Consider the following 23,543-nt stretch of genomic DNA (forward strand, 5'->3'; position numbering starts at 1 on the left):
GATGAAGATCGGGCGCGAGTTCCTCTCGTTCGCCGTGGCCGGCGTGATCGGCTTCGTGGTGGACGTGACGGTGCTCTACCTGCTGGCGCCGCTCTTGGGGTGGTACGGCGCGCGCGTCGTGTCGTTCCTGGCCGCCGCCACCACCACCTGGCTCTACAACCGCCGCTACACCTTCGCGGCGAGCGCGGCCGGCGCCGCCACGGGGCGTTCGGTCTGGCGCGAATACCTGGGCTACCTCACGACCATGCTGGCCGGCGCCGTGCTGAACTACGGCACCTACGTGCTCACGCTGCACTGGGTGGAAGGCCGCTGGGCCGCCGCGCTCGGCGTGGCGCTGGGCAGCATCGCAGGCCTGGGCGCCAACTTTCTCTCGGCGCGCTACCTGGTCTTCCGCTCGCACCGCAGCGGCGGCTGAGGCCGCCGCCGGGCGCGTGCACTCAGGTTCAGTGCCCGCCCGACACCACCACCGGGATCTCGGTGGCCGGCGGCGTGTTGCGGCTGCGACCGCAGCGCACGAGGCCGTCGATCATCACCATGCCCACGCCCGGGATGTCGCCCAGCTGCACGCTTTCGAGCAGGCCCGGCGCGGGCGAATGCTGGGCACGGTCCATGAACACGAAGTCGGCCGCGCGGCCCACTTCGATCAGGCCGCAGTTGAGCTTGCGGATCTTCGCCGTGTTGCCCGTGGCGAAGCAGAACACCAGCTCGGCCGGGATGTTCGCGATGGACGACAGCATCGCCACCATGCGCAGGATGCCCAGCGGCTGCACGCCCGAGCCCGCGGGCCCGTCGGTGCCCAGGATCACGCGGTGCGGGCACTTCAGTTCGAGCGCCGCCTTCGCCGCCGCGATGGCGACCTTCTCGTTGCCGTTGTGCACGATCTCGATGGCGCGCGTGCTCTTCTCGCACAGCTCGCACACATGCGCCTCGGGCAGCGAGGTGTGGCCGCCGTTGATGTGGCCGATGACGTCGGCGTCGGCCTCGAGCACCACGTCCTTGTCGATCAGGCCCGAGCCGGGGATCGACGGGCCGCCGGTGTGGATCGTGCTCTGGATGCCGTACTTGCGCGCCCAGGCCACCATCTCCTTGGCCTCGTAGCCGGCCTTCACCGAGCCCAGGCCCACTTCGCCCAGCAGGCCCACGCCGGCCTCGGCGAGTTCCTTGAAGTCGCTCTCGACCATGCCCTTTTCGATCACCGGTGCGCCGGCGAGCACCTTCACGCCGCCGGGGCGGAAGTTGTCGAAGGCGCGCTGCGCGGTGATGGCCAATGCCTTCAGGCCCACGATGTCCTTGGGGCGGCCGGGCAGGTGCACCTCGCCGGCGGAAATCATGGTGGTCACGCCGCCGTGCATGGTGGAGTCGATCCAGCCGATCTGGCCCTGGCGCGGCGTCCAGTCGCCGAACACCGGGTGCACGTGGCTGTCGATGAGGCCGGGTGCGACGCAGGTCTTCTTCGCGTCGATGACGGTGACGGCGCCTTCGAGGTCGCAGTCTTTCTCCTTGCCGACCGCCACGATCAGGCCGTCGTTCACCACGAGGGTGTCGGCGTCGAGGATGGGCTTGTCGATGTCGCCCGAGAGCAGCAGCCCGATGTTCTTTATGACGACCTTGCCCGACTTTGCGCCGGCTGCGATTTCTGCCATTTCGTGGTGTCCTCGTCGTGGGGTGGGGAGTTGTTGTCTTGTTCCTGGATGTCGTCCGCGCGCACGGTGCGCAGCAGGGTCTCGATGACGAAATCTTCCCAGTGCGCGACGGCTTCCGGCGACTCCAGCGGCTCGCCGAGGAAGGCCGTGAGCGTGTGCCGGTTCGAGGTGTAGAAATAGCCGGTGGACGCGATCAGCAGGTAGATGTCGCGCGCCACGAGGTCGGTGCGGAACAGGCCCTGGGCCGCGCCGCTGGCAAGGATTTCCGAAATGATGGCCACCGCCCGCGACGAGTACTCGCGCGCCCGCAGCGACTTCGAGATGTGCCGGCCCTTGTGCAGGTTCTCGGTGTTCAGCAGGGTGACGAACTCGGGGTTCTTGCGGTAGTAGCCGAGCACGAAGCGGATGACTTCGGTGAGCGCTTCCACGGGCCGCGAGGCGTCGAGCGCAATGGCGGCCTCGGCGTCGTCCATGCGCTGGTAGATGCCCTCGAGCACCGCGATGAACAGGCCCTCTTTGCTGCCGAAGTAGTAGTAGATCATCCGGTCGTACGACTTGGCGGCCTTGGAGATCTTCTCCACGCTGCCGCCGTCGTAGCCGTACTTGGCGAACACCTTGGTCGCCGCCTTGAGGATGCTGTCGCGCGTGGCCTGGGCCGCGGCCTCGCGCACGCCGGTGCGGCGCTGGGGCTTGGGCTTGCTGACGGAGCGGGAGTCGGCCATCGTGCGCGCAGCGCCTGTGTGTCGGGTCTTACTTCTCGGCGAAAGCGCGTTCGACCACGAAGTCGCCCGGCGTCGAGGTGTTGCCTTCCTTGAAGCCGCGCTTTTCCAGGATGTGCTTCAGGTCGACCAGCAGGCCGGGGCTGCCGCACAGCATCACGCGGTCTTCCTCGACGTTCAGCGGGGGCAGGCCCAGGTCGTCGGTGAGCTTGTTGCTCTCGATCAGGTCGGTGACGCGGCCCTGGTTGCGGAACTCCTCGCGCGTGACCGTGGGGTAGTACAGCAGCTGCTTGGCGATCATCTCGCCCAGGATCTCGTGCTTGGGCAGGTGGTCGGTCACGAGGTCGTGGTAGGCCAGCTCGTCGACCTGGCGCACGCCATGCACCAGGATGACCTGCTCGAACTTCTCGTACGTGTCGGGGTCGCGGATGATGCTCATGAACGGCGCCAGGCCGGTGCCCGTGCCGAACAGGTACAGGCGCTTGGCCGGCAGCGTGTAGTCGATGAGCAGCGTGCCGGTGGGCTTGCGGCCCACGATCACGGTGTCGCCCACCTGGATGTGCTGCAGCTTCGAGGTGAGCGGGCCGTCTTCCACCTTGATGCTCAGGAACTCGAGATGCTCCTCGTAGTTCGGGCTCACGATGCTGTAGGCGCGCAGCAGGGGCTTGTTGTTGACCTTCAGGCCGATCATCGTGAAATGACCGTTCGAGAAGCGCAGCGCCGGGTCGCGCGTGGTGGTGAAGGTGAACAGGCGGTCGGTCCAGTGGTGGACGCTCAGGACGCGTTCTTCGCTGAATGCACTCATACAGAACTCAAGTGTTGGTTGAAGACAGAAAAGGGTGGCTGAGCCGAAATGCACGCCTTTGGGGCGTCCGCCATCGGCCGGCTAGCAACCCTCCATTGTCGTTGGTCGGAAAAACCCCGATGAACACCGCGAGAAAACACCATTGCAAGCATCGGGCCTGTTTGCTACATTGACCTTTGATGTAGTGAACGCAACATGAAAGTGTAGGGGATGCTACACAAACGAAAGCCGCCGCACAAGCACCTGCACGGCACGTTTGTTGCAAACCTCCGGGGCCTGAAGACCCGCTCCGACAGCACCACACCACGAGATCGCCCCGATGACTGAACACACCAAGACAGACGGACTGCCCGGCATCGACATGCCCCTGGTCGCGCAGGCCGGCGGCGCCGCCTTCGGCAAGGCGCCGCCGCGCAACGAGAAGATGAGCACCGCCAAGGTCGAGTGCAACGCCTGCCCGGTGCTGTGCCAGATCTCCGACGGCCGCACCGGCGCCTGCGACCGTTACGCCAACCGCCAGGGCGTGCTGGTGCGCGTCGACCCGGTGGTGCTGCTGCGCCGCACGCTCGCCGCCGAGCAGCCGGCGCTCGTGCCCTTCGATCGGCCCGGCGCCGATGCGGCAGAGGCCCATGCTGCGCCCGACTGGAACGGCGACCTGCTGCACGCCGACGAGGTCTTCGTCACCGGCGTGGGCTCGTCCACCACGTACCCCGACTACAAGCCCGCGCCCTTCATCGTGGCTTCGAAAGCCCAGGGCGTCGACATGGTCACCGTCGTCACCGAAGGCATCTTCAGCTACTGCAGCTTCAAGGTGAAGATCGACACCGACCGCTTCCTGGGCGCCGAGCAGGCCAACGTGCGCTACAAGGGCGAGGTCGTGGGCCATGTCACCACGGCCGAGTACGGCTCGCAGATGCTGTCGCTGGGCGGCGTGCACCACCTCACGGGCGGCAGCAAGAAGGAAGGCCGCATGACGGCCGAGCTCATGCAGCTCTTGGGCAACAAGCAGGCGGTCGAATGCACCATCGACGGCGGCGCCAGCCTCGTCATCCAGGCCGGCAAGGCGCCCATCGTCAACGGCGTGGAAGAACAGCGCATGCGCGTGGGCTGCGGCTCGGCCGCCGTGGGCATCTTCGCGCGCCAGTTCGCCGGCGTGGCCGACGAGGTGGTGGTGGTCGACGACCACATCACCGGCGTGCTCACCGAGCACCAGGCCGGCCGCTGCCTCGACATGACGCCCTCGGGCATCCAGATGCTGGGGCGCAAGTCGACGCCCGGGCGCTACTTCCAGGTCGCGAACCCGGGCAACGGCTGGGGCGGCACCGACATCGCCGACCCGCTCGCGATCATCGAGGGCTGGGAAGAGGGCGTGGCCCGCCCCGGCCTGCGCCTGCTCATGACCTCCACCACCGGCGAGCATGCGCAGTGGTACGTGCTCGACGAGGCCCTGAAGCCCATCGAGCAGCCCATGCCGCCCGAGGTGCGCCGCATCGTCGACCGCATCGGCGAGAACTGCGAGCCTTCGCTGTGCACCGTGCTGTTCCTCGGCGGTGCCGGCGGCAGCCTGCGCGCGGGCGTCACCGAAAACCCCGTGCTGCTCACGCGCGCCATCAAGCGCGCGCTGGTCAACGTCACCTGCGGCGGCGCACCGGCCTATGTGTGGCCCGGCGGCGGCATCACCGTCATGGCCGACGTCATGCGCATGCCCGACAACAGCTTCGGCACCGTGCCCACGCCGGCCATCGTCGCGCCCATCGAGTTCAGCATGCGGCGCGACGACTACGAGGCGCTCGGCGGGCACGTCGAACACATCTTCCCGCTCGAACAGGCGCTCGCGCGCGGTGCGTGGCAGGAAGACGGCGCACCGCTGGCGCGCCAATGGCTCGTCATCGACGATGCCAACCCGTGGCCCCTGGGCCATGCCCCCATGCTGGGCTGAAACCATGTCCGCCCAACGCACGGCGCTCGACGCGGGCCGCTGGCATTTCAACCACGGCCCGATCGACATCGTGGCCGAAGCGCACGGCGACCCGTACGCCGTCGCCGCCGCGCACGACGCGGCCTGGGCGCGCTTCGGCCATGTGCTCGACGAACTCGTGCGCGAACTGCCGCAGCTGCGCCTGCCCGTGGCCGCGCGCCAGCGCCCCCGCGGCGTGGTGGCGCGGCGCATGTGGGACGCCTGCGATGCGTTTTCGCCGTTGTTCCTCACGCCGATGGCGGCCGTGGCCGGCAGCGTGGCGCAGGAACTCATCGCCTTCTACGACCGGCCCGGCATCGAGCGCGCCTGGGTCAACAACGGCGGCGACATCGCGCTGCACCTCGCGCCCGGCCACACGGCGCGCGTAGGCTTGTTCGCCGACCTCGCGCGCTTCGACTGGCGCGACAGCGGCATGCTGACCACCGACGGCCAGTTCGAGCTGCACGCCGACCAGCCCGTGCGCGGCGTCGCCACCAGCGGCTGGCGCGGGCGCAGTTTCTCGCTGGGCATCGCCGACAGCGTGACGGTGTTGGCCGCCACCGCGGCGCAGGCCGACGCCGCCGCCACCGTGATCGCCAACGCCGTCGACGTGGCCGACCCCGCCATCCAGCGCCTGCCCGCCAGCGCCTGCAAGGACGACAGCGACCTCGGCGACACCCTCGTCACCGTCGACGTGCCGCCGCTGGCGCCCGCGCAGGTGCACCATGCACTCGATGCGGGCGCGGCGTGCGCCCGCGCGCTGCAGAAAAGGGGGCTCGTGTGGGCCGTTCTGCTCGTTTGCCAGGGGCAGTGGCGGCGGGTGGAACCCTTATGCTCGAAGTCGCTGGACATCGCGCTGCCCGAAGCAGTTGGTTCAGTATTTGCTTAACGAAAAGCAAGGTTCTTTTTCATGATCGAAATCCGTCGCGTCTTCACCCATGTCGAGCACATCCACCACGAGTTCGGCCCGCGTGCCGAAACCCCGCTGGTGCGCGGTGCCATCGGCGCGGTGCTGACCAATCCTTTCGCGGGCCGCTACGAGCCCGACATCCTGCCGATGATGGCGCTGCTCGACCCCGTGGGCGTCGACATGGCGCACCAGCTGCACGCTGCCATGGACGTGCCGCTCGAACAGATCGCCACCTACGGCAAGGGCGCCATCGTCGGCGCCGACGGCGAGCTGGAGCACGGCGCGCTGTGGCACGTGCCCGGCGGCTACGCGATGCGCGAGCTGCTCGGCTGGAAGGGCAGCCGCGCCGCCTACACCGCGGGCAAGGCCGAAGAGAAAACCGGCCAGCCCGGCAACGCGCTGTCGATCGTGCCCTCGACCAAGAAGGTCGGCCCGCCCGGCGCCGCGCTCGACGTGCCGCTCACCAACATCAACGCCAGCTACGTGCGCGGCCAGTTCGACGCCATCGAGGTGCGCGTGCCCGGCGCGCCGATGGCCGACGAGATCGTCTTCATCCTCGCGATGAGCACCGGCTACCGCGTGCATGCGCGCGTCGGCGGCCTGCTCGCCAAGGACATCAGCAAGTGGGACGGCCTGCGCTGACCGCACAAGACAAGAGACAAGACAAGGAACACACAGACATGACCGCCAACATCCGCAAGCTCGTCATCCAGGTCGATGAAACCCGCAAGGAAATGGGCCAGGACGTGACGCCGCCCACGCGCCGCGCCGTCGCCATCGCCGTCATCGAGAACCCCTACGCCGGCCGCTACAGCGAGAACCTCGACGAACTCATCGCCATCGGCGAAGAGCTCGGCGCGCTGCTGGGCCAGAAGGCCGTGAAGGCGCTGGGCATCGAACCCGGCCAGGCGCAGAGCTACGGCAAGGCCGCCATCGTCGGCGAACGCGGCGAGCTGGAACATGCCGCTGCCATCCTGCATCCCAAGCTGGGCGCGCCGCTGCGCGTGGCGGTCGAGAAGGGCGCCGCGCTCGTGCCTTCGGCCAAGAAGCAGGGCACGCTGGGCACCGCCATCGACGTGCCGCTGGGCCACAAGGACGCGGCCTTCGTGCGCAGCCACTTCGACGCCGTCGAGGCCCGCGTGAGCGACGCGCCGCGCGCCAACGAGATCGTCGTGGCCGTGGCCGTCACCGACAGCGGCCGTCCGCTGCCGCGCGTCGGCGGCCTGCAGGTCAGTGAAATCAAGGGCGAAGACGGTCTTCGCTGACCTGTCATTGCATCGTCACCCGCATCGTGTTTTCTGTTCGAACTTCTAGGAGCTTCCCGATGAATCCATTGCGCCTTGCCTTCTGCGCCGCTTCCGTCGTCACGCTGGCCACCGCCCTCGTCCCCGCGCATGCGCAGGGCGTGATCAAGATCGGCGAAATCAACAGCTACAAGGCGCAGCCCGCCTTCCTCGAGCCCTACAAGAAGGGCATGGAACTGGCGGTCGACGAAATCAACGCCAAGGGCGGCGTCAACGGCAAGAAGCTGGAGCTCATCAGCCGCGACGACAACGCCAACCCCGGCGACGCCGTGCGCGTGGCCGAAGAACTCATCTCGCGCGAGAAGGTCGACGTGCTGGCCGGCGCCTTCCTGTCGAACACCGGCCTGGCACTGACCGACTTCGCCAAGCAGAAAAAATTCTTCTACCTCGCCGCCGAGCCGCTCACCGACAAGATCGTCTGGAGCAATGGCAACAAGTACACCTACCGCCTGCGCCCCTCGACCTACATGCAGGTCGCGATGCTGGTGCCCGAGGCCGCCAAGCTCAAGAAGAAGCGTTGGGCCATCGTGTACCCCAACTACGAGTACGGCCAGTCGTCGGTCGCCACCTTCAAGACCTTGCTCAAGGCGATCCAGCCCGACGTCGAGTTCGTCGCCGAGCAGGCGCCGCCGCTGGGCAAGGTCGATGCGGGCAGCGTGGTGCAGGCCCTGGCCGATGCCAAGCCCGACGCCATCTTCAACGTGCTGTTCGGCGCCGACCTGTCCAAGTTCGTGCGCGAAGGCAACACGCGCGGCCTGTTCAAGGACCGCGAGGTCGTGAGCGTGCTGACCGGCGAGCCCGAGTACCTCGACCCGCTGAAGGACGAAGCGCCCAACGGCTGGGTCGTCACCGGCTACCCCTGGTACGGCGTGAAGACCGCCGAGCACAAGGCCTTCAACGACGCCTACCAGGCCAAGTTCAAGGACTACCCGCGCCTGGGCTCGGTGGTGGGCTACAGCGCCATCTACTCGATCGCGGCCGGCGTGAAGAAGGCCGGCAGCACCGACACCGAGAAGCTGGTGGCCGCCTTCAAGGGCCTGCAGGTCGACACGCCCTTCGGCAAGATCAGCTACCGCGCGCAGGACAACCAGTCCACCATGGGCGCGTACGTCGGCAAGACCAAGAACGACGGCGGCAAGGGCGTGATGGTCGACTACGTGTACCTCGACGGTGCCAAGTTCCAGCCCACCGACGACGAAGTGAAGAAGATGCGCCCCGCGGACTGATCACGCGCGGCTCCTGCAACGCGCCTGCCGTCGGTCGATGACGGCAAGGCGCGGTGTCTCCAGTTTCCTCAGGGTCCCTCATGAGCTTTTCAGGCTTCGTTGTTCAGTTGCTCAACGGGTTGGCCGGCGCGTCTTCGCTGTTTCTGGTGGCGGCCGGCCTCTCGTTGATCTTCGGCGTGACGCGCATCGTCAACTTCGCCCATGGATCTTTTTTCATGGTGGGCATCTACGTCGCGTACACGCTGGTCGAGAAGCTCGGCCCGAGCGTGGGCTTCTGGCCGGCGCTGTTGATCGCCGCGCTCGCGGTGGGCGTGCTGGGTGCGCTCATCGAGGTGCTGCTGCTGCGCCGCATCTACAAGGCGCCCGAGCTGTTCCAGCTCCTGGCCACCTTCGCGCTGGTGCTGGTCATCAAGGACGCGGTGCTGTGGCTCTGGGGCCCTGACGAGCTGCTCGGCCCGCGCGCACCGGGCCTGAAGGGCTCGGTCGAAATCCTCGGGCGCCAGTTTCCTTCCTACGACCTCTTCCTGATCGTCGTCGGCCCGCTGGTGCTCGGCCTCGTGTGGCTGCTGCTCACGCGCACGCGCTTCGGCACGCTGGTGCGCGCCGCCACGCAAGACCGCGAGATGGTCAGCGCGCTGGGCGTCAACCAGGCCTGGCTCTTCACCGCGGTGTTCGCGCTCGGCGCGCTGCTCGCAGGCCTGGGCGGCGCGCTGCAGCTGCCGCGCGAACCCGCCACGCTCGAGATGGACCTGAACACCATCGGCGCCGCCTTCGTCGTGGTGGTGGTCGGCGGCATGGGCTCGCTGCCCGGCGCCTACGTGGCCGCGCTGCTCATCGCCGAGATCAAGGCCGTGTGCATCTGGCTGGGCGTGGTGCAGATCTTCGGCATCGACGTGTCGTTCTCCAAGCTCACGCTGATGGTCGACTTCCTCGTGATGGCCATCGTGCTGGTGTGGCGCCCCTGGGGCCTGTTCGGCCGGCCGCAGGCGCCGAGCCGCTACGTCGGCATGCAGGAAGAGCCGCTGCGCCGCCCCAGCACCGCCTACATCGTGGCCGCCGCCGGGCTGGCGCTGGTGCTGGCCGCGCTGCCGCTGCTGACGGCCGGCTCGCCCTACACCACGGTGCTGATGATCGACCTGCTGATCGCCGCGCTGTTCGCCACCAGCCTGCACTTCATCATGGGGCCGGCCGGCATGCACTCCTTCGGCCACGCCGCCTACTTCGGCCTCGGGGCCTACGGCGCGGCGCTGCTGGTGCGCGCGCTGCACCTGCCGATGGAGCTGGCGCTGGTGGTCGCGCCGCTGGTGGCGGCGCTCGGCGCCTTCGTCTACGGTTGGTTCGCCGTGCGGCTGTCGGGCGTGTACCTGGCGATGCTCACGCTGGCCTTCGCGCAGATCACCTGGGCCGTCACCTACCAGTGGGACAGCTTCACGGGCGGCAGCAACGGCCTGACCGGCGTGTGGCCCTCGGAGTGGCTGTCGAACAAGCAGGTGTACTACTGGCTCACGCTGGTGCTCGTGGGCGCGGGCGTGTGGTGGCTGCGCCGCGTGCTGTTCTCGCCCTTCGGCTATGCGCTGCGCGCGGGCCGCGACTCGGTGCTGCGCGCCGACGCCATCGGCATCGACGTCAAGCGCATGCAGTGGGCGGCCTTCGTCATCGCCGGCACCGTGGCCGGCCTGGCCGGCGCGCTCTATGCGTTCTCCAAGGGCAGCATCTCGCCCGAGAGCCTGTCGGTCGGCAAGTCGGTCGACGGCCTCGTGATGGTGCTGCTGGGCGGCATCCAGACCCTGGCGGGGCCGGTGGTCGGCGCCGTCACCTTCACCTGGCTGCACGACACGGTGGCGCGCAACACCGACTACTGGCGCGCGATGCTCGGCGCCATCATCCTGATCCTGGTGCTCTTGTTCCCGCAGGGCATTGCAGGGTCGATCAAGCAGCTCGTCGATCGCTGGCGCGCACCGAAGCATGAAACAGAAGCAGACGCCAAGCTCAAGGAGGTGAAGGCATGAGCCTCCTCAAAGTCACCAACCTCGGCAAATCGTTCGGCGGCGTGAAGGCCGTGGACGGCATCAGCTTCGAGCTGCCGCCCGGCGAACTGCTGGCGCTCATCGGCCCCAACGGCGCCGGCAAGTCGACCACCTTCAACATGGTGAACGGCCAGCTCAAGGCCGACCAGGGCTCGATCACGCTCGACGGCCACGAACTCGTGGGCCGCAAGCCGCGCGAGATCTGGCGCAAGGGCGTGGGCCGCACCTTCCAGATCGCCGAAACCTTCGCCTCGCTCACCGTGGTCGAGAACGTGCAGATGGCGCTGCTCTCGCACGACCACAAGCTGTTCTCGATGTGGCGCCGCGCGGCCGACCACAAGCGCGACGAGGCGCTGGCGCTGCTCGACCAGGTCGGCATGAAGGCGCAGGCCGACCGGCCCTGCAGCGTGCTGGCCTACGGCGACGTGAAGCGCGTCGAACTCGCCATTGCCATGGCCAACTCGCCCAAGCTGCTGCTCATGGACGAGCCCACCGCCGGCATGGCGCCCCAGGAGCGCAACTCGCTCATGGCGCTCACCAAGGACCTCGTCATCCAGCGCGGCATGGCCGTGCTCTTCACCGAGCACAGCATGGACGTGGTGTTCGCGTACGCCGACCGCATGATCGTGCTCGCGCGCGGGCGCCTCATCGCGCAGGGTAAGCCGCTCGAGATCCGCGACCACCCGAAGGTGCAGGAGGTGTACTTCGGCAGCGGCAAGACCTTCGAGAAGATCGCCGAAAAGGCCGCCGCATTGGGAGTTGCCGCATGAGCACGCATGAACCTCTTCTGGAAGCCAAGGCGCTGTGCGCCTGGTATGGCGCCGCGCAGATTCTTTACGACGTCGACCTCGAAGTGCGGCGCGGCGAAGTCGTCGCGCTCATGGGCCGCAACGGCGCGGGCAAGTCGACCACGCTCAAGACGCTCATCGGCATGCTCACCAAGCGCCGCGGCGCGGTGCGCTTCCTGGGCCACGACATTTCGAAGAGCGAGCCGCACCACGCGGCGCGCCTGGGCCTGGGCTTCGTGCCCGAAGACCGGCGCGTGTTCACCGACCTCACGGTGATGGAGAACCTCGAGGTCGGCAAGCAGCCCGCGCGCCAGTGGGCCGACGGCACCGCGGCGCCACTGTGGACGCCCGAACGCCTGTTCCAGCTGTTCCCCAACCTCGGCGAGATGCCCAACCGCCCGGGCGGGCGCATGAGCGGCGGCGAGCAGCAGATGCTCACCGTGGCGCGCACGCTGATGGGCAACCCGTATCTCGTGCTGCTCGACGAGCCCTCCGAGGGCGTGGCCCCCGTCATCGTCGAGCAGATGGCCAACATGATCCTCGAGCTCAAGGCGCAGGGCGTGAGCATCCTGCTGTCGGAGCAGAACATGCACTTCGCCGAGCTGGTCTCCGACCGCGCCTACGTGCTCGAGAAGGGGCAGATCCGTTACCACGCCACGATGGCCGAGTTGGCGGCCAACGAAGAAGTGCGCAGGGCTTACCTCAGCGTCTGACCGTTTCCTTTCCTCAACCACCGGAGTCCACACCATGCATCGCAGAACCGTCTTGAAGTCCGCCGCTGCCCTTGGGCTCGCCGGCAGCCTCGGCAGTTTCGGCCTCTCCGCTTTCGCGGCCGGCAAGATCAAGCCCGGTGGCAAGGCCGCGCTGATCGTGGTCGACGTGCAGAACTGCTTCCTCGATGGCGGCACGCTCGCGGTGAAGGGCGGCAACGAGGTGATCCCGGTCATCAACGCGCTGGCACCCGCGTTCCAGAACGTCGTCGTCACGCAGGACTGGCACACGGCGGGCCACGCCTCGTTCGCCAGCACCTACAGCGGCAAGAAGCCCTTCGAGACGACCAAGCTCAACTACGGCACGCAGGTGCTGTGGCCCGACCACTGCGTGCAGGGCACCGACGACGCCGCGCTCGGCAAGGACCTCAAGGTGCCGACCGCGCAGCTCATCATCCGCAAGGGCTTCCACAAGGACATGGACAGCTACTCCGCCTTCGAGGAGGCCGACCACAAGACGGCCACCGGCCTGGCCGGCTACCTCAAGGCGCGCGGCATCAAGACCGTGTTCGTCACGGGCCTGGCCACCGACTTCTGCGTGGCCTGGACCGCGATGGACGCACGCAAGGCCGGCTTCGAGGCCTACGTGATCGAAGACGCCACGCGCGGCATCGACCTCAACGGCTCGCTGGCTGCCGCCTGGAAGCAGATGACGGCCAAGGGCGTCAAGCGCATCCAGTCCGGCGACATCCAGGCCGGCTGACGACGACGAAGTCCGCGGCGCCGCCGCGGCAACACCCCTCCGACGACAACAACAAAGAGACAGACGACGCATGAAGCTTTCGATTTCAAGGCGCACCCTGGTGGCGGGCGGCGCGGCCCTGGCGCTCGGCCCCGGCCTGCTGCGGCCGGCGCGCGCGGACAACGGCGTGACCGACAGCACCATCCGCATCGGCCAGTCGGCCGTGTTCAGCGGCCCGGCGAAAGACTTCGGCGTCGACTACCGCGCGGGCATCCAGCTGTACTTCGACCGCGTCAACAAGTCGGGCGGCATCCACGGACGCAAGATCGAACTCGTCACCTACGACGACGCCTACGAGCCCGCGAAGACGGCCGTCAACACCGCCAAGCTGATCGACGAGGACAAGGTCTTCGCGCTCACCGGCTACGTCGCCACGGGCAACCTCGCGGCCGCGATGCCGCTGGCCGAGAAGGCCGGCGTGCCGATGTTCGCGCCGTTGGTGGGCACCACGTCGTTCCGCACAAAAACCAACCGCTACCTGTTCCACGTGCGCGCGGGCTACGACCTGGAGCTGCGCAAGATCATCAGCCACCTCTCGACGCTGGGCATCCAGTCGATCGCCGTGGTCTACCAGGACAGCGCCTTCGGCAAGTCGAACCTCGCCACCTGCGAGCAGCTGGCCGCCGAGTACAAGGTGAAGGTGGTGCAGACGCTGCCCATGGCCATCGCGGCCGAAGACGCCAAGCAGGTGGTCGGCGGGCTCGCCGAGGGCCGCCCCGGCGCCGTCGTGATGATCATGGCCGGGCGCATGACCGAGGTCTTCATCCGCGACTACCGCGCGAGCGGCGCGGCCGCGCCGCTGTACACGCTGTCGGTCGGCATCACCGACGCGGCGGGTTCGGCCAAGCGGCTCGAAGGCAAGCTCGCCGGGCTGGTCACGGCCAGCATCGTGCCGCCGCCCGGTGCGCAGCGCGTGCCCATCGTGGCCGACTACCAGCGCGACCGCGCCGAGTTCGGCCAGAAGATCGACAGCTACACCGCACTCGAGGGCTACATCGTCGCGCGCGTGATGGCCGAGGGCCTGCGCCGCGCGGGCAAGGCGCTCACGCGCGACAGCTTCATCGCCGGGCTCGAGAGCATCGGCAGCACGCGCTTCGGCGACTTCCCCGTCGACTACAGCGCGAAGAACCACAACGGCTCGACCTTCGTGGACCTGGAGATGTACACCCGTGACGGCCAGTTGCGGCGCTGAGCCGCTGCACCTGCAGGTCAACGGCCGGGCCCACGCGCTCGCCGGCGTGCCGCGCGAAGCCTCGCTGCTGCACCTGCTGCGCAACGACCTCGGGCTCAACGGGCCCAAGTACGGCTGCGGGCTCGGGCAGTGCGGCGCGTGTACGGTGCATGTCGACGGCGTGGCCGCGCGGTCCTGCGTGATTCCCGCGCACGGCGTGGCAGGGCGCAGCATCACCACGCTCGAAGGGCTTGGCATGCGCGGGCGCTGGCACCCGGTGCAGGCCGCTTTTGAAGACGCGCAGGCCGCGCAGTGCGGCTACTGCCTCAACGGCATGGTCATGCAGGTGGCGGCGCTGCTCGCGCGCGATCCGCACGCGAGCGAGGCGCGCATCCGCAGCGAGCTGTCGGGCAACCTGTGCCGCTGCGGCACGCACATCGAGATCCTCGACGCCGTGCAGCGTGCCGCCGTGCGCCTGCGCGCGACCCCGCCGGACGCCCCCGCCGCATGACGCGCCGCGCCGACCTGCCGCAGACGCGCGCGGAATTCCTCGCTGCTGATGGCGTGCTGCTGGTGGTGCGCGAGGCACCGCCCCCACCGCCGCCGGCCAAGGGCCAGCCCGCCTTCATCGCCAGCAACCCCGTCGAAGGCGACGAGGTGCTGCTCGCGCTGTGGGACGACGGCAGCGTCTCCGCGCTCAACGGCCACGTCGACTTGGGCACCGGCATCCAGACCGCACTGGCGCAGATCGTGGCCGAGGAGCTCGACCTCGGCATGCCCTGCGTGCGCATGATGCTCGGCGACACCGCGCGCGCGCCCAACCAGGGCGCGACCATCGCGAGCGCGTCGATCCAGATCCACGCGCAGCCGCTGCGGCTGGCCGCCGCGCAGGCACGCGCGTGGCTGCTGGCGCGCGCGGCCGAACGGCTGGGCGCGGCCGCCGATGCGCTGCAGGTGCGCAACGGCGTGGTGCGCGTGGCCGAGGCGCCGGAGCGCCACCTCAACTACGCGGACCTCGTGGCGCACCAGCGCACGGTGCTGCGCCTCGACCTCGACGCCACCCCCAAGAATCCGGCCGACTACCGCCTCGTCGGCACGCGCCAGGCGCGCGTCGACATCCCGGCCAAGCTCGCGGGCGACCTCGTGTTCGTGCACGACATGCGCCTGCCCGGCATGCTGCACGGCCGCGTGGTGCGCCCGCCGTATGCGGGCGCGGACCACGGCGAGTTCATCGGCAACACGCTCGAAGCGGTCGACGAGTCGTCGATCGCGCACATCCCCGGCATCCGCGCCGTGGTCGTGGTGCGCGACTTCGTCGGCATCGTCGCCGAGCGCGAAGAGCACGCCGAGCAGGCGATGCGCGACCTGCGCGTGACCTGGAAGCCCTGGCCCGGCATGCCCGACCTGCGCGACGTGGCACAGGCCCTGCGCGACAACCCCTCGACGCAGCGCCTGCTGGTCGACGAAGGCGATGTCGACGGCGCCATGGCCGCCGCCGCGCAGCCGATGCAGCGCACCTACGTGTGGCCCTACCAGATGCATGCGTCCATCGGCCCCTCGTGCGCGCTGGCCGAGTGGCAACCGGCCGACGGCAGCGGCATGCAGCTGCGCTGCTGGGCCGGTTCGCAGAACCCGCACGTGCTGCGCGCCGACCTCGCGAAGTTGATGGGCGTGGACGACGTGCAGGTCGACGTGGTGCGCATGGAGGCCGCGGGCTGCTACGGCCGCAATGGCGCCGACGACGTGGCGGCCGATGCGGCACTGCTCGCGCGTGCCGTGGGCGCCCCGGTGCGCGTGCAGCTCTCGCGCGAGCAGGAGCATGCGTGGGAGCCCAAGGGCGCCGCGCAGCTCATGGAGATCGATGGCGGGCTCATGGCCGACGGCCGCGTGGCCGCCTACGACTTCGAAACCTCATACCCCTCGAACGGCGCGCCCACGCTGGCGTTGCTGCTCACGCGCACGGTCGAGCCCGTGGCGCAGGCCTACGAGATGGGCGACCGCACCGCGCGCCCACCGTACAGCTACGACAACCTGCGCGTGAAGGTCAACGACATGGCGCCGATCGTGCGCGCCTCGTGGCTGCGCGGCGTGTCGGCGCTGCCGAGTTCGTTCGCGCACGAGTCGTACATCGACGAGCTGGCCACGGCCGCCGGTGTCGACCCCGTGCAGTTCCGCCTGCGGCACCTGGACGATCCGCGCGCGGTCGAGCTCGTGCAGGCCACCGCGCAGAAGGCCGGCTGGCGCATGCGCACCGGGCCGCAGGAGAACGCCGACGGTGGGCTCGGCGAAGGCGGCGACATCCTCTTTGGCCAGGGCTTTGCGTACGCGCGCTACATCCACAGCAAGTGGCCGGGCTTCGGCGCCGCGTGGGCCGCGTGGGTGGCCGATGTCGAGGTCAACCAGAAGACCGGCGAGGTGCATGTGCGCCGCGTGGTGGTGGGGCACGACGCGGGGCTGCTGGTCAACCCGGCGGGCGTCGAGCACCAGGTGCACGGCAACGTGATCCAGACCACGAGCCGCGCGCTCAAGGAGCAGGTGCAGTTCGCGCCGCAGCAAGGTGCTGCTGCTGGCGGTGCGCAGTTGCCGGGCGTGTTGCCGACCGGCGTGGTCGCGAGCCGCGAGTGGGGCAGCTACCCGATCCTCAATTTCCGCGACGTGCCGGTGATCGAGGTGATGCACATGCCGCGCCCGGGCGAGCCGTCGCTGGGCGCGGGCGAGTCGTCGTCGGTGCCGGGCACGGCGGCGATCGCGAATGCGATCTTCGATGCGACGGGCGTGCGCTTCCGCTCGCCGCCGTTCACGCCGGAGACGGTGCTGGCGGAATTGAACCGGGGGTCGCTGCCACCGCCGCCGGGGCAGGGCGATTCCGCCGGACCCTCCTCGCCACCAGCCTCGGGCGCCGGCGTGCGGGACGCCCTGTGGCCGCGTCGCAAGGGCCTGTGGGCCACCGGCGCCGCGCTCTTCATCGGCGGCCTGGGCGTCATCGCCGGCCTGCTCGGCTGGCGCTCCGCCATCGCGCCCGTGTCGCTCAGCGCGCCGGTCTACAGCGAGTCCACCATCGAGCGCGGCCGCGTGCTCGCCGCGCTCGGCGATTGCGCGGTGTGCCACACCGCACCGGGCGGCGCACCCAACGCCGGTGGCCGCGCGATGGACACGCCCTTCGGCACGCTCTACACCACCAACCTCACGCCCGACGCCGAGACGGGCCTGGGCCGCTGGTCGTTCAGCGCCTTCCAGCGCGCGATGCGCGAAGGCGTCTCGCGCGACGGCCACCACCTGTACCCCGCGTTCCCCTACACCGCCTTCGCGAAGACCAGCGACGACGACCTGCAGGCGCTCTATGCGTACTTCATGGCGATGCCGGCGGTGCGTGCGCCAACGCCCAAGTCCGAACTCAAGTTCCCGTTCAACCTGCGCCCGCTGATGGCCGGCTGGAACGCGCTGTTCCACGACCCCGCGCCGCTTCCGCCCGTGCCCACGCAGAGCGCCGAGTGGAACCGCGGTGCCTACCTCGTCAACGGCCTGGGCCATTGCGGCGCCTGCCACACGCCGCGCAACGCGCTCGGCGCGGAGCAGGGCGGCAGCGCGTTCCTCTCGGGCGCGATGGTCGATGGCTGGGAGGCGCCCGCGCTCACGCAGCTGTCGAAAGCCGCCGTGCCGTGGGACACCGACGCGCTGTACCGCTACCTGCGCAATGGCCACTCGCCGCGCCACGGCATCGCGGGCGGCCCGATGGCCGAGGTGGTGCGCGAACTCGCGCAGGTGCCCGACGCCGACGTGCGTGCGATGGCCGTCTACCTCGGCTCGTTCAACCCCGAGCCGGTCGCGCAACCGCAAGCGCTCGCGCAGCAGGCCATCGACAACGCGGCGCGCACGCAAGGCCAGCTGCTCGGCCCCGCGCAGCGCATGTTCGACAGCGCGTGTGCGTCGTGCCACCACGACGGCGACGGTCCCACGCTGCTGGGCGTGAACACGCCGCTCGCACTCAACAGCAGCCTCACGAGCACACGGCCCGACAACCTGCTGCGCACCATCCTCGATGGCGTGCGTGCGCCCGCGCACCGCGACATCGGCTTCATGCCCGCGTTCCGCGAGGCGCTGGACGACCGCCAGATCGCCGACCTCGCCGGCTACATGCGCGCACGCTTCGCGCCGCAGGAAGCGCCGTGGACGAACCTGCCCGCCGAGGTGGCGCGCGTGCGGGCCACGCCGGGCCACTGACACACAGCGGTTCCCGGGGCGCGGCTACGATGGCGCGCAGACCTTATTCACGGAGACACCCCACCATGCCTTTGGACCTTTCGACCGCTTCCAGCCTGCCCCGCGACGCCGAGCGCGCCACCCTTGTCGGCCGTCTCTGGCAACCCGGCGTGGGCCCGGTGCTGGTGGCCGTGCAGGGCGATGGCCTGCACGACCTCTCGACGCTCGCACCCACCATGAGCGACCTGCTCGAAGGCAACGGCTCGCCAGCCGAAGCCGTGCGCGCGGCACTGCAGAGTGGCACCGCGCCACGCATCGCCGCACTCGATGCCGTGCTCGCCAACAGCGACGAGAGCAAGCGCGACAGTGGCCAACCCTGGCTGCTCGCACCCTGCGACCTGCAGGTCGTGAAGGCCAGCGGCGTGACCTTCGTCGCCAGCCTGCTCGAACGCGTGATCGAAGAGCAGGCACGCGGCGATGCCTCGCGCGCCGAGGCCACGCGCGCGGCCATCGGCGACGTGCTGGGCGACAACCTCGCCGACATCGTGCCGGGCTCGCCCGAAGCCATGAAGGTGAAGGACGTGCTCATCGCGCAAGGCATGTGGTCGCAGTACCTCGAGGTCGGCATCGGCCCCGACGCCGAGGTCTTCACCAAGGCGCCGGTGCTCGCGGCCGTGGGCACGGGCGCCGACGTGGGCATCCACGCGGACTCGGCCTGGAACAACCCCGAGCCCGAGGTCGTGCTCGCAGTGAACAGCCGCGGCGAGGTGCTCGGTGCCGCGCTCGGCAACGACGTCAACCTGCGCGACTTCGAAGGCCGCAGCGCACTGCTGCTGGGCAAGGCCAAGGACAACAACGCGTCGTGCGCCATCGGCCCGTTCATCCGGCTGTTCGATGCGCACTTCGGCATCGCCGATGTGCGGCGCATCACGGTCGCGCTGAACGTGACCGGCCCCGAGGGCTTCACGCTCGAAGGGTCGAGCTCGCTCGCGAAGATCAGCCGCGATCCGCTCGACCTCGTGGCGCAGACACTCAACCGCCACCACGCCTACCCAGACGGTTTCATGTTGTTTCTGGGCACGATGTTCGCGCCGACACAAGACCGTCACGGACCGGGGCAAGGATTCACGCATGTCGTGGGCGACCATGTGCGCATTGCTGCGCCTGAATTGGGTGCGTTGAACAACCGCGTCGTGCACGCAGACCAGGCGCCGCGGTGGTCTTTCGGCCTCGGTGCGTTGATGCGCAACCTCGCGTCGCGTCGGCTGCTGTAGCCCGTACTTCTGCACTTTAAAAGCAGATGTACTCCTTTGGAATTCAGAGGCTGCACTTTGCATTCTGTTGCGGTTGACCATGCCTCTTCTTACCCTCAAGATGACTACCATCGCGAGTGGATAAATCAAGGGAGTCGTGGTTGCTGCCGAATGAGATCGATCTGTTGCAGACGCCCGTCGAGGGCCCGCTTCCCTGTGGTGAAGATCTGGAATACGACGCCGATTTCATGGCGCTCCAACAGGCGGCCACGGGCAAGCGCGAGCAGCAGTTCGGCGACACGATCATTCCCGCCGAGCCGCCCGACTGGGCGCGTGTAGACCGCATCGCACGACAGCTGTGCGTGCGCACGCGCGACCTGCGCGTGCTGGTGCCGCTCACGCTCGCATGGACCGAAAGCCGTGGCTTGCCCGGCTATGTCGACGGGCTGCGGCAGGTCGATGCGGTGCTGCAGACTTTCTGGAACGACGTGCATCCGCGCGTCGTCGATGGCACGAACGAAGACCCGCTGCCGCGCATGAATGCGCTGGCCGCACTGGCCGAAGCCGAAGGGCTCGGACGCAGCGTGCGCGATGCGCGGCTGCTCGAAGACGGTGGCACGGCGATGAGCCTGCGGCAGGTCGAGGCGCTGCTCGATTCGAGCAAGAGCGACCAGGTGGACTACCCCGGCGGCGTGGGGCGCCTGCGCGAGGCCGCACGCCGTGCACACGACAAGGCGGCGGCGCCGGTCGTGGCCTTGCGTGAGGCTCTGGCACTGCTGCAGCGCATCCGCGAGACCTGCGAGCGCGCGCTGGGCCAGAGTTGGGCGCCCGATTTTTCACGGCTCGAACGGTCGCTGCGCACCGTGGGCCAGTTGCTGCCGGAGCAGCCGCACAGCGAAGTGCCGCAGGCGTCGGCAGTGGGCGGTGCAGAAGACACAAGCGGTGCGGCGCACGTGCCCGCACCCGCAACGCACGTTGCAGCGGCCACGCAGGCTGCAGTGCGTCCGCTGCGTATTCAAGAGATTGAAATATCGGCTCGTGAAGATGTGCAAGTGTTGTTGGAAAAAGCATGTGAGTTCCTGGAGCGAACGGAACCGAGCCATCCGGCACCCATGCTGATCCGCAGGGCCCAGCGGCTGATGGACCTCAACTTCTTCCAGATCATCGAAGAGCTCGTGCCCGAGGGATTGCAAAAGATAGAAAGCCTTGCCGGCCGCCCGTTGAACGGCGACGCCGCATTGCCCTAGCGGCCGTTGCTGCCGGCGAGCAGGAACAACGCGCCGGCACCGGTCGACCGGTACGACCCATGCATTCAGTTTCAAGAGGACGCTTATGGCAGACAACCGTGTCAGGAACAGTGGTCAGAAGTTCATCGCGCGCAACCGGGCGCCGCGCGTGCAGATCGAGTACGACGTCGAGATCTACGGCAGCGAACGCAAGATCCAGCTGCCCTTCGTGATGGGCGTCATCGCCGACCTCGCGGGCAAGCAGACCGACCCCATGCCCGATCTCGCGGAGCGCGAGTTCATGGCGGTGGACATCGACAACTTCGACGAGCGCATGAAGTCCATCAAGCCGCGCGTCGCGTTCCAGGTGCCCAACACGCTCACCGGCGAAGGCCAGATGAACGTGGACATCACCTTCGACAGCATGGACGACTTCTCGCCCGCGCGCATCGCGCGCCAGGTCGATGCGCTGCAGCAGCTGCTCGAGGCGCGCACCGAGCTGTCGAACCTGCTCTCGTACATGGACGGCAAGAACGGCGCCGAGCAACTCATCGCGCAGGCGCTGCAGAACCCGGCGCTGCTCAAGTCGCTGGCGTCCGCGCCCAACCCCGCGGTCGCGCAGGCGGCCGCCGATGCCGCAGCAGCCAAGCAAGCCGACGACAGGACCGCACCATGAGTACCGCATCCCAGCAAGGCGCACGCGCCCGCACCGCCACCGTCGAAGCGCTCGAACCCAACGAGTTCTCCGACCTCCTGCAGCGCGAGTTCAAGCCCAAGACCGAGCAGGCGCGCGAGGCGGTGGAGAACGCCGTCAAAACGCTGGCCGTGCAGGCGCTCGAGAACACCGTCACCATCTCGAACGATGCCTACCGCAGCGTGCAGGCCATCATCACGGAGATCGACCGCAAGCTGTCGGAGCAGATCAACCAGATCCTGCACCACGAAGACTTCCAGCAGCTCGAAGGTGCATGGCGCGGCCTGCACTACCTCGTGAACAACACCGAGACCGACGAGCAGCTGAAGATCCGCGTCATGTGCGCGTCGAAGCGCGAAGTGGCGCGCTCGCTCAAGCGCCACAAGGGCATCGGCTGGGACCAGAGCCCGATGTTCAAGAAGATCTACGAGGCCGAGTACGGCCAGTTCGGCGGCGAGCCCTTCGGTGCGCTGATCGGCGACTTCCACTTCGACCACAGCCCGCCCGACGTCGAGATGCTCGGCGAGATGGCCAAGATCGCCGCCGCCGCGCACTGCCCCTTCATCGCCGGCGCCTCGCCCACCGTGATGCAGATGGACTCGTGGCAGGAGCTGTCGAACCCGCGCGATTTGACCAAGATCTTCCAGAACACCGAGCACACCGCGTGGCGCTCGCTGCGCGATTCGGAAGACGCGCGCTACATCGGCCTGGCCATGCCGCGCTTCCTGGCGCGCCTGCCCTACGGTGCGCGCACCAACCCGGTCGACGAGTTCGAGTTCGAGGAAGAAACCGATTCGGCGCTGCACACGCGCTACACCTGGGCCAACTCGGCCTACGCCATGGGCGTGAACATCAACCGCTCGTTCAAGCAGTTCGGCTGGTGCACCTCGATCCGCGGCGTGGAGTCGGGCGGCGCGGTCGAGAACCTGCCCACCCACACCTTCCCCACCGACGACGGCGGCGTGGACATGAAGTGCCCGACCGAGATCGCCATCAGCGACCGGCGCGAGGCCGAGCTCGCCAAGAACGGCTTCATGCCGCTGGTGCACCGCAAGAACTCCGACTTCGCGGCTTTCATCGGCGCGCAGTCGCTGCAGCAGCCGGCCGAGTACTACGACGCCGACGCCACGGCCAACGCCAACCTGGCGGCGCGCCTGCCGTACCTGTTCGCGTGCTGCCGCTTCGCGCACTACCTGAAGTGCATCGTGCGCGACAAGATCGGTTCGTTCCGCGAGCGCGAGGACATGGAGCGCTGGCTCAACGACTGGATCATGAACTACGTCGACGGCAGCCCCGGCACCTCGTCGCAGGACACGAAGGCGATGAAGCCGCTGGCGGCGGCCGAGGTCCAGGTGGAAGCCATCGAGGACAACCCCGGCTACTACGCCGCCAAGTTTTTTCTCCGGCCGCACTACCAGCTCGAGGGGCTGACGGTGTCGTTGCGGCTGGTTTCGAAGCTGCCGTCCAACAAGAAGGACAGCAGCTAATTCCACTGTCCCGCTACCGGGCAATTCATCGATAACTTTTGGGGGTCAATCATGGCAGTAGACATGTTCATGCGCGTCGAGGGTGCAAACGGCGAGTCCAAGGACTCCAACCACAAGGACTGGACCGACATCAAGTCGTTTGCATGGGGAGCGACGCAGCCTGGCAACATGGTCAGCGGCGGTGGCGGCGGCGTGGGCAAGGCCAGCTTCAACGACCTGCAGGTGCTCGCGCGCATCGACAAGGCGGCGCCTTCCGTGCTGAAGAACTGCGCGAGCGGCAAGCACCTGAGCAAGGTCGAGGTGGCCGTGTGCAAGGCCGGCGGCTCGCAGATCGAATACACGCGCGTCACGCTCGAAGAGGTGCTCGTCACCTCGGTGCAGTACACAGCCGAGCAGGGCGGCGATGCGGTGCTCGTGCAGTACGCCTTCCAGGCCGCGAAGGTGAAACAGCAGTACTGGGAACAGACCGACAAGGGCGGCAAGGGCGCCGAGACGGTGCTGGGCTGGAACATCAAGGAAAACAAGGAAGCCTGATTTCCTTGTTGCGCGGCGGGGCCGTGGCCTTCAGGGCCATGCAGCCCCCGCCGGCGGTCCACAGCCGTTTGTCTGTCTCCTGCGGCG

21 protein-coding genes are annotated in these 23,543 nt (G+C 68.5%); 18 read left to right on the forward strand and 3 right to left on the reverse strand.

Annotation, left to right across the window (positions count from 1 at the left end):
- Window position 1 precedes the first annotated feature (1 nt).
- Entirely contained in the window at window positions 2–415 is a 414-nt protein-coding gene (locus AC07O4_RS30045; RefSeq protein WP_070063556.1) for a GtrA family protein, read from the forward strand.
- A gap of 28 nt (window positions 416–443) precedes the next feature.
- Here the strand turns inward: AC07O4_RS30045 and AC07O4_RS30050 are convergent, their stop codons facing one another.
- The 3 genes from AC07O4_RS30050 to AC07O4_RS30060 are packed head-to-tail and all read right to left on the reverse strand — an operon-like array spanning window position 444 to window position 3,167.
- Window positions 444–1,643 carry an amidohydrolase family protein gene (locus AC07O4_RS30050; RefSeq protein WP_095743154.1) on the reverse strand — a complete coding sequence of 400 codons (1,200 nt, stop codon included), beginning with the start codon at window positions 1,641–1,643 and terminating at the stop codon, window positions 444–446.
- Window positions 1,598–2,365, reverse strand: coding sequence for a TetR/AcrR family transcriptional regulator (locus AC07O4_RS30055; RefSeq protein ID WP_095743155.1), 768 nt, complete (start codon window positions 2,363–2,365; stop codon window positions 1,598–1,600). Before AC07O4_RS30055 ends, AC07O4_RS30050 begins: the two co-directional genes overlap by 46 nt.
- A gap of 28 nt (window positions 2,366–2,393) precedes the next feature.
- A complete protein-coding gene (locus AC07O4_RS30060; protein ID WP_062473986.1) occupies window positions 2,394–3,167 on the reverse strand; it encodes a ferredoxin--NADP reductase in 774 nt (257 codons plus the stop codon).
- 319 nt (window positions 3,168–3,486) lie between these two features.
- Between AC07O4_RS30060 and AC07O4_RS30065 the strand changes: the two genes are divergently transcribed.
- The 17 genes from AC07O4_RS30065 (at window position 3,487) to AC07O4_RS30145 (ending at window position 23,456) form a co-directional block, all read left to right on the forward strand.
- The gene (locus AC07O4_RS30065) at window positions 3,487–5,106 is read left to right on the forward strand and encodes a 6-hydroxynicotinate reductase (protein WP_495306428.1); all 1,620 of its coding nucleotides are present in this window, start codon (window positions 3,487–3,489) and stop codon (window positions 5,104–5,106) included.
- A 4-nt stretch (window positions 5,107–5,110) separates the two neighbouring features.
- Window positions 5,111–6,013, forward strand: a complete 903-nt coding sequence (locus AC07O4_RS30070) for a UPF0280 family protein (protein ID WP_495306429.1) — start codon at window positions 5,111–5,113, stop codon at window positions 6,011–6,013.
- A gap of 21 nt (window positions 6,014–6,034) precedes the next feature.
- Window positions 6,035–6,676, forward strand: a complete 642-nt coding sequence (locus AC07O4_RS30075) for an amino acid synthesis family protein (RefSeq protein ID WP_095743158.1) — start codon at window positions 6,035–6,037, stop codon at window positions 6,674–6,676.
- Window positions 6,677–6,714: 38 nt separating this feature from the next.
- On the forward strand, window positions 6,715–7,299 hold the full coding sequence (locus AC07O4_RS30080; RefSeq protein WP_095949852.1) for an amino acid synthesis family protein: 585 nt from the start codon (window positions 6,715–6,717) through the stop codon (window positions 7,297–7,299).
- Window positions 7,300–7,358: 59 nt separating this feature from the next.
- Entirely contained in the window at window positions 7,359–8,564 is a 1,206-nt protein-coding gene (locus AC07O4_RS30085; protein WP_062473975.1) for an ABC transporter substrate-binding protein, read from the forward strand.
- A gap of 80 nt (window positions 8,565–8,644) precedes the next feature.
- Window positions 8,645–10,573, forward strand: coding sequence for an ABC transporter permease (locus tag AC07O4_RS30090; RefSeq protein WP_495306430.1), 1,929 nt, complete (start codon window positions 8,645–8,647; stop codon window positions 10,571–10,573).
- On the forward strand, window positions 10,570–11,361 hold the full coding sequence (locus tag AC07O4_RS30095; RefSeq protein ID WP_447740080.1) for an ABC transporter ATP-binding protein: 792 nt from the start codon (window positions 10,570–10,572) through the stop codon (window positions 11,359–11,361). Before AC07O4_RS30090 ends, AC07O4_RS30095 begins: the two co-directional genes overlap by 4 nt.
- Window positions 11,358–12,092, forward strand: a complete 735-nt coding sequence (locus tag AC07O4_RS30100; RefSeq protein ID WP_139703387.1) for an ABC transporter ATP-binding protein — start codon at window positions 11,358–11,360, stop codon at window positions 12,090–12,092. The genes AC07O4_RS30095 and AC07O4_RS30100 overlap by 4 nt, the downstream gene beginning before the upstream one ends.
- 34 nt (window positions 12,093–12,126) lie before the next feature.
- Window positions 12,127–12,852: a bifunctional nicotinamidase/pyrazinamidase gene (gene pncA, locus AC07O4_RS30105; protein ID WP_495306431.1), complete on the forward strand. Its 726-nt coding sequence runs from the start codon at window positions 12,127–12,129 to the stop codon at window positions 12,850–12,852.
- A 70-nt stretch (window positions 12,853–12,922) separates the two neighbouring features.
- Window positions 12,923–14,083: an ABC transporter substrate-binding protein gene (locus AC07O4_RS30110; RefSeq protein ID WP_495306432.1), complete on the forward strand. Its 1,161-nt coding sequence runs from the start codon at window positions 12,923–12,925 to the stop codon at window positions 14,081–14,083.
- Window positions 14,061–14,573: a (2Fe-2S)-binding protein gene (locus AC07O4_RS30115; protein WP_495306433.1), complete on the forward strand. Its 513-nt coding sequence runs from the start codon at window positions 14,061–14,063 to the stop codon at window positions 14,571–14,573. Before AC07O4_RS30110 ends, AC07O4_RS30115 begins: the two co-directional genes overlap by 23 nt.
- A complete protein-coding gene (locus AC07O4_RS30120; protein WP_495306434.1) occupies window positions 14,570–18,283 on the forward strand; it encodes a molybdopterin cofactor-binding domain-containing protein in 3,714 nt (1,237 codons plus the stop codon). Before AC07O4_RS30115 ends, AC07O4_RS30120 begins: the two co-directional genes overlap by 4 nt.
- Before the next feature lie 65 nt (window positions 18,284–18,348).
- Window positions 18,349–19,536 (forward strand): fumarylacetoacetate hydrolase family protein, encoded by a 1,188-nt coding sequence (locus tag AC07O4_RS30125; protein ID WP_495306435.1) that lies wholly within the window; start codon window positions 18,349–18,351, stop codon window positions 19,534–19,536.
- 140 nt (window positions 19,537–19,676) lie between these two features.
- Window positions 19,677–20,762, forward strand: coding sequence for a type VI secretion system protein TssA (gene tssA / locus AC07O4_RS30130; RefSeq protein ID WP_495306436.1), 1,086 nt, complete (start codon window positions 19,677–19,679; stop codon window positions 20,760–20,762).
- A gap of 85 nt (window positions 20,763–20,847) precedes the next feature.
- A complete protein-coding gene (tssB, locus tag AC07O4_RS30135; RefSeq protein ID WP_062473966.1) occupies window positions 20,848–21,417 on the forward strand; it encodes a type VI secretion system contractile sheath small subunit in 570 nt (189 codons plus the stop codon).
- Window positions 21,414–22,922, forward strand: coding sequence for a type VI secretion system contractile sheath large subunit (gene tssC, locus AC07O4_RS30140; protein WP_056583649.1), 1,509 nt, complete (start codon window positions 21,414–21,416; stop codon window positions 22,920–22,922). The genes tssB and tssC overlap by 4 nt, the downstream gene beginning before the upstream one ends.
- A gap of 51 nt (window positions 22,923–22,973) precedes the next feature.
- On the forward strand, window positions 22,974–23,456 hold the full coding sequence (locus AC07O4_RS30145; RefSeq protein ID WP_062473964.1) for an Hcp family type VI secretion system effector: 483 nt from the start codon (window positions 22,974–22,976) through the stop codon (window positions 23,454–23,456).
- Window positions 23,457–23,543: the final 87 nt, after the last annotated feature.

It is taken from the genome of Variovorax sp. GW821-FHT09D04, from assembly GCF_059416405.1.